Here is a 13,003-nt window from a genome sequence, read left to right on the forward strand (position 1 = left end):
CCGCAGTCGGCTCAGGTAGGCGTGCTCTGCAAACGCCCGTCGGTGATTTTATATTTACGCCAGTCTGATCGAAGCGACTTGCGGACTTCTACCTCAGTAGGGCCGAAATCCTTGATCCATTCGATGTCCGCCAAGGTCGAGACATCATCAGGTTGGTCAAGCAGTTTCGAGCCGCACCACTTGCCATTGCTGTCAGCATAGACGGCGGTAGCGATGCGTCCATTAAGCCAGTCAAGGGCAAGTGCCTTTGCTGCCTCTGCCGCTCGGTTTGAATCGGTGTCGTCGTATTGGCCGTCGTCAGGAAGGTGAGCTTTCCAGAACCCGAAGGTGATAGTGAGCTCGCCTTCATAAGTGTCGATGATGACGGGCTCGACTGGCTGGTCCGAGTAGGAAGCAATCGTGAGAACCAGATAGTCCGGATTCCACCACTCCCACCGAGCTTGCGTGGCTGGAAGCCAGTCCTTGAGTTCGGCGTAGATCGCTTCCGACCACTCCGTCACCGGTTGATCCGGCGACGGAGTGTATGGAAGTCCGATGGGACCCGTTGGGGGAGCGCCGTTGACTGTCACTTCCCCTATGGCCCCAGTTACAGGAACTTCGCCATCACCAGGGCGGTGTCGGCCATGCGGGTCGCGAAGCCCCACTCGTTGTCGTACCAGGTCAGGACGCGGGCCAGCTTGCCGTCGACGACCTGCGTCTGGGGCAGGGCGGCGGTCGAGGAGGCGGCGACGTGGTTCAGGTCGACCGAGACCAGCGGGTCGGTCGTCGTGGCCAGAACGCCCTTCATCGGGCCGTCGGCGGCGGCTTGCAGGGCCGCGTTGATTTCCTCGACCGTGACTTCGCGACCGGCGACGACCTTCAGGTCGACGACCGAGACGTTCGGGGTCGGGACGCGGATCGACGAGCCGTCCAGCTTGCCCTTCAGTTCCGGCAGGACCAGGCCCAGGGCCTTGGCGGCGCCGGTCGAGGTCGGGATCATGCTGAGGGCGGCGGCGCGGCCGCGGTACAGATCCTTGTGCATCGTATCCAGCGTCGGCTGGTCGCCGGTGTAGGCGTGGATGGTGGTCATGTAGCCGCGCTCGATGCCGAACAGGTCGTGCAGCACCTTGGCCACCGGGGCCAGGGCGTTGGTCGTGCACGAGCCGTTGGAGACGACGATGTCGTCGGCCGTCAGGGTCTCATGGTTGACCTTATAGACGATGGTCTTGTCGACGCCGTCAGCCGGGGCCGAGACCAGGACGCGCTTGGCGCCGGCCTTCAGGTGGGCCGAGGCCTTGTCCTTCGACGTGAAGATGCCCGTGCATTCCAGGGCGATGTCCACCTTCAGCTCGGCGTGCGGCAGGTTGGCCGGGTCGCGCTCGGCCGTGACCTTGATCTTGCCCGTGCCGACGTCGATCCAGTCCTCGCCGGTCGTGACGGTGCCGGGGAAACGGCCGTGCACGGAGTCATAGCGGAACAGGTGGGCGTTGGTCTCGACCGGGCCCAGGTCGTTGATCGCCACGACCTCGATGTCCTTGCGGCCATGCTCGACGATCGAGCGAAGCACGAGGCGGCCGATGCGGCCGAAGCCATTGATGGCGACGCGAACGGTCATGGGGAGGTCTCCTGAACGAGGGGTATTTATGATTGGCGCCTTAGTGGGACGAGCAGCGTCCGGTTGCAAGTCCGTCGCCGTAACAAGATGTGATGGCCTGTAACCGGACAAGATTGTCCTTCTCCCCTTGTGGGAGAAGGTGGCAGGCGAAGCCTGACGGATGAGGGGTTGCGGGGCCTTTCATGTCGAGGCCCTTGTCCGCCGTCGCGAGACCCCTCATCCGGCCCTGACGGGCCACCTTCTCCCGCAAGGGGAGAAGGAAGACCGCCGGCCTCAGCAGCAGCGAAACCCGCCGCCCGCGCCGAAGCGCCGGGCCTCGTGCAGGCGGAAGAAGGCGGTGCGGTCGAGCGGCGCCTGGTCGGGATGCGTCGCCGCCGCATGGGCGACATAGGCCTCATAGTCCGGCTGGCCGACCATCAGCCCGGCGGTGCGGCGGGCGTCCTTGCCCCACCGCACCAGCGCATCGCGACAGGCGCAGAGCAGGTCCGCGCCGTCCGGGGACGAGGCAACGCCCTGGGACGGGGGCCTAGCCACGGGCCACGTCCATGGCTTCGTCGGCCAGGGTCAGTTCGTGGGCGGCGGGCTGTTCGACCACGGTGGGCCGGTCGGCGCGCAGGGCCTTGAGGCAGGCGTTGACGCCATAGACCACCATGGTCAGCACCACGAACAGGAAGCCCGCGGTCAGCGCCGAGTTGACGTAGTCGTTGACGATGATGCGCTGCATGTCGGCGGCGGTCTTGGCCGGAGCCAGCAGGTCGCCGGCGGCCAGGGCCTCCTGATACTTCCGGGCGTGCGACAGGAAGCCGATCTTGACGTCGGGGTGGACCAGCTTCTGCATCCCCGCCGTGACCGTGCAGATCAGCAGCCAGACCGCCGGAACCGCCGTGGCCCAGGCGAAGCGCTGCCGCTTCATCTTGAACAGGACGACCGTGCCCAGGATCAGGGCGACGGCGGCCAGCATCTGGTTGGCGATGCCGAACAGCGGCCACAGGCTGTTGATGCCGCCCAGCGGATCGACCACGCCGGTGTAGAGGAAATAGCCCCACAGGCCGACCGTCAGGGCCGTGGCCACGACGTTGGCGGTCCAGGACTTGGTCTCGCGCATCTTGGGCATGGCGACGCCCAGCAGATCCTGGATCATGAAGCGGCAGACGCGGGTGCCGGCGTCGACCGTGGTCAGGATGAACAGGGCCTCGAACAGGATGGCGAAGTGATACCAGAAGGCCATCATGGCCTTGCCGCCGATGATCCCCGACAGGATGTGGGCCATGCCGACGGCCAGTGTCGGGGCGCCGCCCGCGCGCGACAGGATGGAATGCTCGCCCACGTCGCGGGCCAGTTGCTCCAGCTCGGCCGGGGTGATGTGGAAACCCCACTGGGCCACGGCGGCGGCGGCCGAGGCGGCGTTGTCGCCGATGATGCTGACCGGGCTGTTCATGGCGAAATAGACGGCCGGGTCCAGCACCGTGGCGGCGATCAGGGCCATGATCGCCACGAAGCTTTCGCACAGCATGGCGCCGTAGCCGATCATCGGAATCTGGTTCTCGTTCTCCAGCAGCTTGGGCGTGGTGCCGGAGGAGATCAGGGCGTGGAAGCCCGAGACGGCCCCGCAGGCGATAGTGATGAACAGGAAGGGGAACAGGGCGCCCGAGAAGACGGGGCCGCTGCCGTCGATGAAGGGGGTGATGGCGGGCATCTGCACGTGCGGCCGCACGATCAGGATGCCGACGGCCAGGGCGACGATGGCGCCGATCTTCAGGAAGGTGGACAGGTAGTCGCGCGGCGCCAGCAGCAGCCAGACCGGAATGACCGAGGCGACAAAGCCATAGGCCATCATGGCGATGGCCAGGGTGGTGCCCGACAGGGTGAAGGCCGGGCCCCAGAAGGGATCGGCCGCGATATGGCCGCCGCCGATGATGGCGAGGATCAGCAGCACCACGCCGATGACCGAGACCTCGCCCACGCGGCCGGGCCGCAGATAACGGGTGTAGAGGCCCATGAAGACGGCGATGGGGATGGTGGCGGCGACGGTGAAGGTCCCCCAGGGGCTCTCGGCCAGGGCCTTGACCACCACCAGGGCCAGAACCGCCAGGATGATGACCATGATCATCAGCACGCCGACCTGGGCGATGATGCCGGGGATGGGGCCCATCTCGGTGCGGACCATGTCGCCCAGCGAGCGGCCGTCGCGGCGGGTGGACATGAACAGGACCATCATGTCCTGCACCGCGCCCGCCAGCACCGCGCCGACCAGGATCCACAGCACGCCGGGCAGATAGCCCATCTGCGCCGCCAGCACCGGCCCGACCAGTGGCCCCGCGCCCGCGATGGCCGCGAAATGGTGGCCGAACAGCACGTTGCGGGGCGTCGGGACGTAGTCGAGCCCGTCGTTATGCCGCACGGCCGGGGTGGGCCGGCGCGCGTTCAGCCCCATGACCTTGCCGGCCAGGTAGCGGGCGTAGAAGCGATAGGCGATGGCATAGACGCACAGGGCCGCCACCACGATCCAGACGGCGCTGATGCTCTCGCCCCGGTGCAGGGCGACGACGGCGAGGGCCACGGCCCCCAGAATGGCGATGGCGCCGAAGATCAGCGCGGTCCTGAGCTTGCCCATGACGAACGGTCCTCCAGGTCGGCTTGGATGCGACCCTTTGGCTCTTTTTGAACCCGAACAGCCGTCGGCGCCAATCGACAATGGTCGAAGAACCGCTTCCTTCTCCCCTTGTGGGAGAAGGTGGGCGCCGGAGGCGCTCGGATGAGGGGTGTGAGCGCGACGTCTGTGAGGGGGCTGGTCGGCGAGGTCAGGGGTTTCAACCGTGCCGCCGCCACCCCTCATCCCTCAGCCCACGGGTCAAGCCCGAGGGCTGCCACCTTCTCCCACAAGGGGAGAAGGGACTTCAAGGCTTGACCACCCGCACCTTGCCCGCCGCCTCGGTCGCGCGCGCACGCGCCTGGTCGGTGTCCGCGCCTCGCGCCAGGGCCACGCCCATGCGGCGGCGCTCGAAGGCTTCGGGCTTGCCGAACAGGCGCAGGTCGGCGGTCGGGACCGACAGAGCCTCGGCCACGCCCTCGAACACCACGCCCTCGGCCTCCATCCCGCCGTAGATGACGGCGCTGGCGCCCGGCTCGCGTAGGGTGACGTCCACCGGCAGGCCCAGGATGGCGCGGGCGTGCAGGGCGAACTCGCTCATGACCTGGGTGGCCAGCGTCACCAGGCCGGTGTCGTGCGGGCGCGGCGAAACCTCGGAGAACCAGACCTCGTCGCCCTTCACGAACAGTTCGACGCCGAAGACGCCAAGGCCGCCCAGCGCGTCCGTGACCTTGCGGGCGATCTCCTGCGCCGACTTCAGCGCGGCGGGGCTCATCGCCTGGGGCTGCCAGCTCTCGACATAGTCGCCCTTCTGCTGGCGGTGGCCGATGGGGGCGCAGAAGTCGGTGCGGATTTCCCCGTCGACGGTCGCCGACCGGACGGTCAGCAGGGTGATCTCATAGTCGAAGTCGATCCGGCCCTCGACGATGACGCAGCCGCCCGCGACCCGGCCCGAGCTTTCCGCATAGGTCCAGGCGTCGGCCACGCCCTCGGGGCCCTCGACATAGGACTGGCCCTTGCCCGAGGACGACATCACCGGCTTGACGAAACAGGGGAAGCCCACGGCCTCGGCGCCCGCCGCCAACTCCTCGGCAGAGACGGCGAAGGCGTAGGGGCTGGTCGGCAGGCCCAGTTCCTCGGCGGCCAGGCGGCGGATGCCCTCGCGGTTCATGGTCAGCTGGGTGGCGCGGGCGGTGGGGATGACCCGCGCAATCCCCGCCGCCTCGATGGCGGCCAGGACGTCGGTGGCGATGGCCTCGATCTCGGGCACGATGATGTGCGGGGCCTCGGCCAGGATGACGCCGTTCAGCACCTGGGCGTCGGTCATGGGGATGACGTGGCTGCGGTGCGCCACCTGCATGGCCGGGGCGTTGGGATAGCGGTCGACCGCGATCACCTCGGCGCCGAGGCGCTGCAGCTCGATGGCGACCTCTTTGCCGAGCTCGCCCGAGCCGAGAAGCATGACGCGGGTGGCGTGGTCGGTGAGGGGGGTGCCGATGCGCATGATCGTCTCCGCTTCCTTCTCCCCTTGAGGGAGAAGGTGGGTCGCAGCGCGACCCGGATGAGGGGTGACGGCGGCGCCCTTTCCGATGTCAGGCCGCCGGTTGGGACAGACTTGATGAGGGGCGCTGACACCCCTCATCCGATCTGCTTCGCAGACCACCTTCTCCCACAAGGGGAGAAGGATTTGAGTGCGCTAACGCCTCCGGCTGCTTGAGTGCTTCTCCTACAAGGGGAGAAGGGATCAGAGCCGCGCCTTGACCTGTTCGACCACGGCCTCGGCGGTGATGCCGAACTCCTTGTAGAGGACTTCGGCCGGGGCCGAGGCGCCGAAGGTGGACATGCCGACGAAGCCGCCGTCCTCGCCGATGAAGCGCTCCCAGCCCTGCTTGATCGCGGCCTCGACGGCGACGCGGACCGTGCCGCGGCCGATGACGGCGTCCTGGTAGGCCTTGGGCTGCTGCTCGAACAGGGCGAAGCAGGGGACCGAGACCACGCGGGTCGGCACGCCTTCGGCCTCCAGCAGCTCGGCGGCCTTGAGGGCCACGGCGACCTCGGTGCCGGTGCCGAACAGGGTGACCTTGGCCTCGCCGCTGGCGGCCTTCAGCTCATAGGCGCCCTTGCGCGACAGGTTCTCGCCGACGTCGGTCAGGCGGACCGCCGGGGTCTTCTGACGCGACAGGCACAGCGCCGTCGGCGTGGTCTTGTGCTGCAGGGCGACCTGCCAGCACTCCAGCGCCTCGACCGTGTCGGCGGGGCGCATGGTCAGCAGGTTGGGGATGGCGCGCAGGGCGGCCAGATGTTCGACCGGCTGGTGGGTCGGGCCGTCTTCGCCCAGGCCGATGCTGTCGTGGGTCAGGACGTGGATCACGCGCACGCCCATCAGGGCGGCCAGGCGGATCGCCGGGCGGCTGTAGTCCGAGAACACCATGAAGGTGCCGCCGTAGGGGATGACCCCGCCGTGCAGGGCCATGCCGTTCATGGCCGAGCCCATGCCGTGCTCGCGGATGCCCCAGTTGACATAACGACCGGCGTAGTCGGGCGCGTCCAGGATATGGGTGTTCTTGACGAAGGTGTTGTTCGAGCCGGTCAGGTCGGCCGAGCCGCCGATCAGTTCGGGGATGGCGTTGAACACCGTCTCCAGCGCCTCGCCCGAGGACTGGCGCGTGGCCATGGCGGGCTGGGTCGAGACCAGCTCCTTGACCTTGGCCTCGAGCGTCTCGAAGGCGCCGGTGGGCAGGTCGCCGGCCATGGCGCGGGTGAAGTCGTCGCGCTGGGCGTGGTTCAGCAGGCGGGCTTCCCACGCCTTGCGGGCCTTGGCGCCCTGCTTGCCGACCTTGGCCCAGGCCTTCTGGATGCCTTCCGGCATGTCGAAGGGCTCGAAGGGCCACTTCAGCGCCTGGCGGGTGGCGGCGATCTCGGTCGCGCCCAGCGCCGCGCCGTGGGTCTTGTGGCTGCCTTCCAGGGTGGCGGCGCCCTTGCCGATCTTGGTCTTGCAGGCGATCAGCGTCGGCTTGGATTGCTTGGTGGCCCAGGCCAGGGCCTTCTTGATGGCGCCGTGGTCGTGGCCGTCGATGGCCTTGACCGCCCAGCCCGAGGCCTTGAAGCGGGCCAGCTGGTCGGTGGCGTCCGACAGCGACAGCTTGCCGTCGATGGTGATCTCGTTGTCGTCCCACAGCACGCACAGCTTGTTCAGCTTGTAGCGGCCGGCCAGGGCGATGGCTTCCTGCGACACGCCTTCCATCAGGCAGCCGTCGCCGGCGATGACCCAGGTGCGGTGGTCGACCAGGTCGTCGCCGAAGCGGGCGGCCAGGTGACGCTCGGCCAGGGCGAAGCCGACCGAGTTGGCGATGCCCTGACCCAGGGGGCCGGTGGTGGTCTCAATGCCCGCCATATAGCCGTATTCCGGGTGGCCCGCGGTGCGGGCGCCCCACTGGCGGAAGTTCTCCAGCTGCTCGCGGGTGGCGTCCTTGTAGCCGGTCAGGTGCAGCAGGCTGTAGATCAGCATGGAGCCGTGGCCGGCCGACAGGATGAAGCGGTCGCGGTCGGCCCAGTCGGGACGGCTCGCGTCGAACTTCAGGAATTTCGAGAACAGGACGGTGGCCACGTCGGCCATGCCCATGGGCATGCCAGGGTGGCCGCTCTTGGCCTTTTCGACCGCATCCATGGACAGCACCCGGATGGCGTCGGCCATCTGTTTGGGCGAGGGCTTGGCGAATGCAGCTTGGGCGTCGGTCACGGCGAGACCTTTCGTCACGAACAGGATAAAGCGGGGGCGGCGCCGCTTTACCCCGGCGCTCGCGCAGGTTCTACACGGAATCTGGAAGAAAGGACCCCCATGGACGCCGTTACGGCTGCAAAGGCGCGCATCGATCGTGCGCTGGCCGATCTGGAACGCAAGGTGCTGGAGCTGAAGGCGAGGCCCGGCTCGGCCCCGCCCATCCCGGACGACGACCTGTTCGCGCCCCGTCCCTCGAATGCGGCCGACCTGGCGCGTATCGCCGAGCTGGAGACGGCGGGGCAGGAAACCGCCCAGGCCCTGGCCCGCGCGGCCGACGCCGTGCGCGACGTCCTGGCCCAGCAGCAGCCGCAAGCCGAGCAGGAGGCGAACTGATGGCGACGGTGACGGTTGAGGTTCACGGCCGCCCCTACGCCGTGGGATGCGCCGACGGCCAGGAGGCGCGCGTGCGCGACCTGGCGGCCCAGTTCCATGAGCGGGTGCAGGGCGTGGCGGACCAGGTGGGTCAGGTCGGGGACGTGCGACTGTTCCTGATGGCCGCCCTGATGCTGGCCGACGAGTTGCAGGAGGCGAAGCGCCAGGCCGGGCCGCAGTTCCAGGCGCGCGCCAAGGCCGCCCCGACGCCGGCGCCCGCCGCCCCGCCCAGCGACGGCGTGGCCGAGGCCCTGAACGCGGTCGCGGCGCGGATCGAGAAGATCGTCCAGACGATCTGAGGCGCAGGTTCTCCCTCCCCTTCATGGGGAGGGTGGCTGAGCCTGCAAGGCGAAGTCGGGTGGGGGCGACGCGGCTATTCAAGCGCTGCGCCTTGATCGCCTGGCCCTCCCCACCCGGTCGCTGCGCGACCACCCTCCCCAAAATGGGGAGGGAGAAAGTCGGTTCAGCATTGTTGAAACCGGCCCGAGCGCCTATCTTGTTCGACGGCGGGTCCTGCTGCGGCTCACGTCGAAGACAACATATCCTTCTGACCTTAATTCACTCATAGGGATCTGTCCCTGTCCGGGCTCGAGGGCCTGGGCATACGGAGCCCACCTGGCTACCCAGGTCGAGAGGATTTAAACGCGCTTCACGGCTCACGCGGCGCCGCCACCCCATCTTTCTTAGTGCGCTATGCTCGGCCCGCGGGGCCTCGCTGCTTGAGCGCATGGTTGAGCGCTATGCTCTCGCGACGCAGTCGCTCGCTGCTTGAGCGCGTTTCTCCTCCCCATTCCATGGGGAGGCGGATCGGACGCGTCAGCGTCCGAGACGGAGGGGCTGCTTGGTTCCGCCGTCCTTGCCCCTCCACCGCTACGCGGTCCCCCTCCCCACAAAGTGGGGAGGAAAGCCAGGCGACGGTGGTAGAGAAGCCTCATGACCCCCAAGCACCAACTCCGCGCCGCCATGCGCGCCCTGCGCAAGCGCCTGGCCGAGGTCGACGCCGAGGCCGCCGAGCGGGCGGCGGGCCACGCCGAGGCCTTGCCGTCGGGTGGAACCGTCGCCCTCTATCGCGCCATGGGTTCCGAGCTGGACACCGACGCCCTAGCCAACGTCCTGCATCAGGCGGGCCGTCGGCTGTGCCTGCCGGTGGTGCTGGAGCGCGACGCCGCCATGGTCTTTCGCGCCTGGACGCCCGGCGAGCCGCTGGAGCTGGACGCCGCCGGATGCCCCGCGCCCCTGCCGCTCAGCGAGCGCGTCACGCCCGACCTGATCCTGACGCCCCTGCTGGCCTTCGATCTTCACGGCGGGCGGCTGGGGCAGGGCGGGGGCTATTACGACCGGACCTTCGCGGCCCTGCCGGAGACCAGGCGCATCGGTTTCGCCTATGCGGGACAGCAGGTCGAGCCGCTTGATCTGGAACCGCATGACATGCGTCTGCATGGCGTTCTGACCGAGACCGGCTATAGAGCCTTCGCATGAGACTGGCTTTTTTCGGTGACGTGGTCGGCAAGTCCGGGCGCGATGGTTTGGCGGATCATCTTCCGGGGCTGAGGCGCGACCTCAAGCTCGACTTCGTGGTGGTCAACGCCGAGAACGCGGCGGGCGGTTTCGGCATCACCGAGAACACGGCCAACGACATCTTCAACGCCGGGGCCGACGTCCTGACGCTGGGCAACCACAGCTGGGACCAGCGCGAGGCCCTGACCTACATCGTGCGCGAGCCGCGCCTGATCCGCCCGGCCAACTATCCGCGCCTGATGGACGCGCCGGGGCGCGGCGCCGACGTCTTCGTCACCGCCGACGGCCGCCGGGTGCTGGTCATCAACGTCCTGGGCCGGATCCACATGGACCCGATGGACGATCCCTTCAGCGCCGTGGAGCGCGAGCTGGAGGCGGCGCCCCTCGGCGTCGTCGCCGACGCCGTCATCGTCGACATGCACGCCGAGGCGACCAGCGAGAAGATGGGCATGGGCCACTTCTGCGACGGCCGCGCCAGCCTGGTGGTCGGCACCCACACCCACGTCCCTACGGCGGACGCCCAGATCCTGCCCCACGGCACGGCCTATCAGACGGACGCTGGCGGCTGCTGCGACTACGACTCCGTCATCGGCAACGACAAGGAAGAGCCGCTGCGCCGCTTCACCACGCGGCTTTCCGGCGGGCGCTATGTCCCCGCCAGCGGCCCGGCCACCGTCTGCGGCGTCTTCGTCGAGACCGACGACCGCACCGGCCTGGCCACCCGCGTCGAGCCGATCCGCGTCGGCGGCCGCCTGAGCCAGGCGATCCCTCAGGTCTGAACCTGTCTGTGATTTAATCCCGCCGGACGCATCCGTCCGGGCGCGACGCGGCCTCCCTTCCTCGGAACGAGGAGGGAGTTTCGATGGTCAAGCATTTCGTCGTCCTGGCGGGCGCCTGTCTGGCCCTGGCCGCCGGGCCTGTCCTGGCCCGACCAGCGCCAGGTGCGCCGCCCGAACCCGTTCGGGTGATGGTCGTCGGGACCTATCATTTCGGCAATCCGGGGCAGGACCTGAACAACGCCCGGATCGCGCCGGTCACGACCCCTGAAAAGCAGGCCCAGCTGGCGGCCCTGGCCGAGCGCCTGGCTCGCTTCCGGCCCACGGCCGTAGCGGTCGAGCGGGTGGCGGCCGATCCCGACACCCTGCTGGATCAAATCTATCCGCGTTTCGACGGCGCCATGCTGGCCTCCAATCCCGACGAGCGGGTGCAGATCGCCTATCGCCTGGCCTCGCGCCTGGGGCTGGAGCGGGTCTATGCGATCGACGAACAGTCCGAGACCCGGGACTACTTTCCATTCGGGGCGGTCATGGACTGGTGGAAAGCCAATGGCCAAGAGGCGGCCTTCGCGCGGCTGAACGGCCCGGTGGCCGCGGCCACGGCCGAGCTGGAACGGCGCCAGCACACGGATTCCATCGGCGACATCCTGGCGGACATGAACGATCCGGGCGACGCCTTGAACGGGCCGGCGGGCCAGTCGGCCTTCTACTATGGGCTTATGGCGGCCGGGGACGGGCGCAGCCAGCCCGGCGCGGCCCTTAACGCGGGGTGGTACGAGCGCAACGCCCGCATCTTCGCCAAGCTGGCGGCCGTGGCGCGGCCGGGCGACCGGATCGTCGTGGTCTATGGCGCCGGGCACAACTACTGGCTGCGCCACTTCATCAGCATGACGCCGGGCTTCGAACTGGTGGAAGCCTCGCCCTATCTGGCGGAGGACTGAGCCTTGGCCCGGTTCCGCCGCGCCCGCAGCCGCAGCCGCATCGGCGCGCGGCTGCGCAGGGTGATCTGGTGGGTGGGGCGCGGCTCGACCGGGGTGATGGCCTCGACCTCGGCGGCGCGCAGGATCGTGGCCAAGGCGATCATCGCCTCCTGCATGGCGAAGGCGGCGCCGATGCAGACGCGCGGCCCGGCGCTGAAGGGGATGTAGGCATAGCGGTCGATGGCCTTGCGGTTCTCAGGCAGGAAGCGCTCGGGGCGGAAGGCGTTCGGGTCGTCCCACAGGGTCTCGTGGCGGTGGATGATCCAGGGTGAGACGATGACGGTGGTCCCCGCCTCTATGGCCTGTCCGCCGATCACGTCGGCCGCCACGGCGCGCCGCATCAGGGTCGGGGCGGGCGGGAAGAGGCGCATGGCTTCCTCGATCACCGCCCGGGTCCAGGGCAGCGCGGCAGCCCAGCCGGGATCGGATACGTCGAAGGCGTCGGCTTCGGCCTTCAGCCGCGCCGCCGTCTGGGGCGAGCGCGAGATCAGGTGCAGGGCCCAGCCCAGGGTGCGGGCCGTGGTCTCGTGTCCCGCCAGGATGAAGGTCAGGATGTTGGCCGCGACCTCGCGGTTGGTCAGGGCGGCGCCATCCGTCTCGTCGCGGGCCGACAGAAGCGCGCTGAGCAGGTCGTCGGGCGCGGTCTCGCCGGCCTCCATCCGCTTGCGTCGGGCGGCGACCAGGCGGCCGACCCGGTCTTCGAAGAAGCGCGCCGAACCGGCGCTGGCGGCGCGGCCCAGGCGCGGAATCCAGCCCGGCGCATTGATCACGTCCAGCGGGTCGATGCGCGCGCCGATGCGGAGATAGCGGTTCAGCGCCTGCTCGAAGCCGCGCGCGTCGCCTTCCAGTTCGTCCGAGAACAGGGCCGCCGACAGGATGTCGAAGGTCAGGCCCGACATCTCATGGTCGATGTCCAGCACCCGCGCCCCATACTCCAGTTTCCAGCCCTTCACCCGGCCGGCGCAGACCTGAGCCATGCGGGCGGCGGTCTTCTGGGTGCGGGCGGGGGTGAAGAGGGGCGCCAGGATGCGCCGCGCCCGGCGCCAGGCCTCGCCCTCCGCCAGCAGCAGCCCTTCGGCCAGCAGCGGCCCCAGGACGCGGCGCTGCAGGTCGCCCTTTTCATAGTTGGCGGCGTTCTCGGTCAGGACGCGGCGCACGCCCTCGGGGTGGCTGACCACCAGGATCGCCCCCATCGGCCCCTTGCCGTAGAGCTGCGGCTCGGTGAAGTGCCGCTCGGACCAGATCAGCAGGGGATCGCGCCAGCTCTGCCACAGGAAGGGCAGGAAGGGCATGGGCCGGGTGCGGCGCGGCGGCGTCCAGGGACGAAAGGGCGAGGCGGCGGCGTCGATCATGGAACGCTCCTTCTCAGGTCCGCTCCATATTTATTGACTC

At 68.8% G+C, this 13,003-nt stretch carries 12 protein-coding genes and 1 other RNA gene; 6 read left to right on the forward strand and 7 right to left on the reverse strand.

Translation table 11 applies throughout. The annotated features are described in order from the left end of the window. Window positions 1-11 precede the first annotated feature (11 nt). The 6 genes from D8I30_RS08560 to tkt form a co-directional block, all read right to left on the reverse strand. Window positions 12-500 carry a hypothetical protein gene (locus tag D8I30_RS08560; protein ID WP_121482373.1) on the reverse strand — a complete coding sequence of 163 codons (489 nt, stop codon included), beginning with the start codon at window positions 498-500 and terminating at the stop codon, window positions 12-14. A gap of 86 nt (window positions 501-586) precedes the next feature. After that, window positions 587-1,594 (reverse strand): type I glyceraldehyde-3-phosphate dehydrogenase, encoded by a 1,008-nt coding sequence (gene gap, locus D8I30_RS08565; protein ID WP_121482374.1) that lies wholly within the window; start codon window positions 1,592-1,594, stop codon window positions 587-589. Window positions 1,595-1,867: 273 nt separating this feature from the next. Beyond that, window positions 1,868-2,128 carry a YbdD/YjiX family protein gene (locus tag D8I30_RS14950; protein ID WP_276118570.1) on the reverse strand — a complete coding sequence of 87 codons (261 nt, stop codon included), beginning with the start codon at window positions 2,126-2,128 and terminating at the stop codon, window positions 1,868-1,870. Continuing rightward, window positions 2,121-4,208 carry a carbon starvation CstA family protein gene (locus D8I30_RS08575; RefSeq protein ID WP_121482376.1) on the reverse strand — a complete coding sequence of 696 codons (2,088 nt, stop codon included), beginning with the start codon at window positions 4,206-4,208 and terminating at the stop codon, window positions 2,121-2,123. The genes D8I30_RS14950 and D8I30_RS08575 overlap by 8 nt, the downstream gene beginning before the upstream one ends. Window positions 4,209-4,491: 283 nt before the next feature. Beyond that, a complete protein-coding gene (purT, locus tag D8I30_RS08580) occupies window positions 4,492-5,688 on the reverse strand; it encodes a formate-dependent phosphoribosylglycinamide formyltransferase (RefSeq protein ID WP_121482377.1) in 1,197 nt (398 codons plus the stop codon). 240 nt (window positions 5,689-5,928) lie between these two features. After that, complete coding sequence (gene tkt, locus D8I30_RS08585) at window positions 5,929-7,878, reverse strand: transketolase (protein ID WP_240387389.1); 1,950 nt, start codon at window positions 7,876-7,878, stop codon at window positions 5,929-5,931. Window positions 7,879-8,022: 144 nt separating this feature from the next. On the opposite strand from tkt, the gene D8I30_RS08590 reads away from it, so the two are divergent. From D8I30_RS08590 to D8I30_RS08615, 6 genes are all read left to right on the forward strand, one after another. Beyond that, window positions 8,023-8,298, forward strand: coding sequence for a hypothetical protein (locus tag D8I30_RS08590; protein ID WP_121482379.1), 276 nt, complete (start codon window positions 8,023-8,025; stop codon window positions 8,296-8,298). Continuing rightward, window positions 8,298-8,636, forward strand: a complete 339-nt coding sequence (locus tag D8I30_RS08595) for a cell division protein ZapA (protein WP_121482380.1) — start codon at window positions 8,298-8,300, stop codon at window positions 8,634-8,636. The genes D8I30_RS08590 and D8I30_RS08595 overlap by 1 nt, the downstream gene beginning before the upstream one ends. 211 nt (window positions 8,637-8,847) lie before the next feature. Next, a non-coding RNA gene (gene ssrS, locus D8I30_RS08600) (6S RNA) lies at window positions 8,848-9,008 on the forward strand. A gap of 262 nt (window positions 9,009-9,270) precedes the next feature. Next, window positions 9,271-9,816 (forward strand): 5-formyltetrahydrofolate cyclo-ligase, encoded by a 546-nt coding sequence (locus D8I30_RS08605; protein ID WP_121482381.1) that lies wholly within the window; start codon window positions 9,271-9,273, stop codon window positions 9,814-9,816. Further along, window positions 9,813-10,634 (forward strand): TIGR00282 family metallophosphoesterase, encoded by an 822-nt coding sequence (locus D8I30_RS08610; protein ID WP_121482382.1) that lies wholly within the window; start codon window positions 9,813-9,815, stop codon window positions 10,632-10,634. Before D8I30_RS08605 ends, D8I30_RS08610 begins: the two co-directional genes overlap by 4 nt. 83 nt (window positions 10,635-10,717) lie before the next feature. After that, window positions 10,718-11,572: a DUF5694 domain-containing protein gene (locus tag D8I30_RS08615; RefSeq protein WP_121482383.1), complete on the forward strand. Its 855-nt coding sequence runs from the start codon at window positions 10,718-10,720 to the stop codon at window positions 11,570-11,572. On the opposite strand, the gene D8I30_RS08620 is transcribed toward D8I30_RS08615, so the two are convergent. Next, entirely contained in the window at window positions 11,554-12,963 is a 1,410-nt protein-coding gene (locus D8I30_RS08620) for a cytochrome P450 (RefSeq protein WP_205570681.1), read from the reverse strand. The genes D8I30_RS08615 and D8I30_RS08620 overlap by 19 nt on opposite strands. Window positions 12,964-13,003 lie beyond the last annotated feature (40 nt).

The organism is Brevundimonas naejangsanensis (genome assembly GCF_003627995.1).
In the GTDB taxonomy this organism is placed as follows: domain Bacteria; phylum Pseudomonadota; class Alphaproteobacteria; order Caulobacterales; family Caulobacteraceae; genus Brevundimonas; species Brevundimonas naejangsanensis_B.

Bases quoted from the DNA above. Each gene is read 5' to 3' on its own strand.
- D8I30_RS08575 (WP_121482376.1), bottom strand. From the start codon at position 4,208: ATGGGCAAGCTCAGGACCGCGCTGATCTTCGGCGCCATCGCCATTCTG.
- D8I30_RS08620 (WP_205570681.1), bottom strand. From the start codon at position 12,963: ATGATCGACGCCGCCGCCTCGCCCTTTCGTCCCTGGACGCCGCCGCGC.
- D8I30_RS08605 (WP_121482381.1), top strand. From the start codon at position 9,271: ATGACCCCCAAGCACCAACTCCGCGCCGCCATGCGCGCCCTGCGCAAG.
- D8I30_RS08590 (WP_121482379.1), top strand. From the start codon at position 8,023: ATGGACGCCGTTACGGCTGCAAAGGCGCGCATCGATCGTGCGCTGGCC.
- D8I30_RS08595 (WP_121482380.1), top strand. From the start codon at position 8,298: ATGGCGACGGTGACGGTTGAGGTTCACGGCCGCCCCTACGCCGTGGGA.
- gap (WP_121482374.1), bottom strand. From the start codon at position 1,594: ATGACCGTTCGCGTCGCCATCAATGGCTTCGGCCGCATCGGCCGCCTC.
- D8I30_RS08610 (WP_121482382.1), top strand. From the start codon at position 9,813: ATGAGACTGGCTTTTTTCGGTGACGTGGTCGGCAAGTCCGGGCGCGAT.
- purT (WP_121482377.1), bottom strand. From the start codon at position 5,688: ATGCGCATCGGCACCCCCCTCACCGACCACGCCACCCGCGTCATGCTT.
- tkt (WP_240387389.1), bottom strand. From the start codon at position 7,878: ATGGCCGACGCCATCCGGGTGCTGTCCATGGATGCGGTCGAAAAGGCC.
- D8I30_RS08615 (WP_121482383.1), top strand. From the start codon at position 10,718: ATGGTCAAGCATTTCGTCGTCCTGGCGGGCGCCTGTCTGGCCCTGGCC.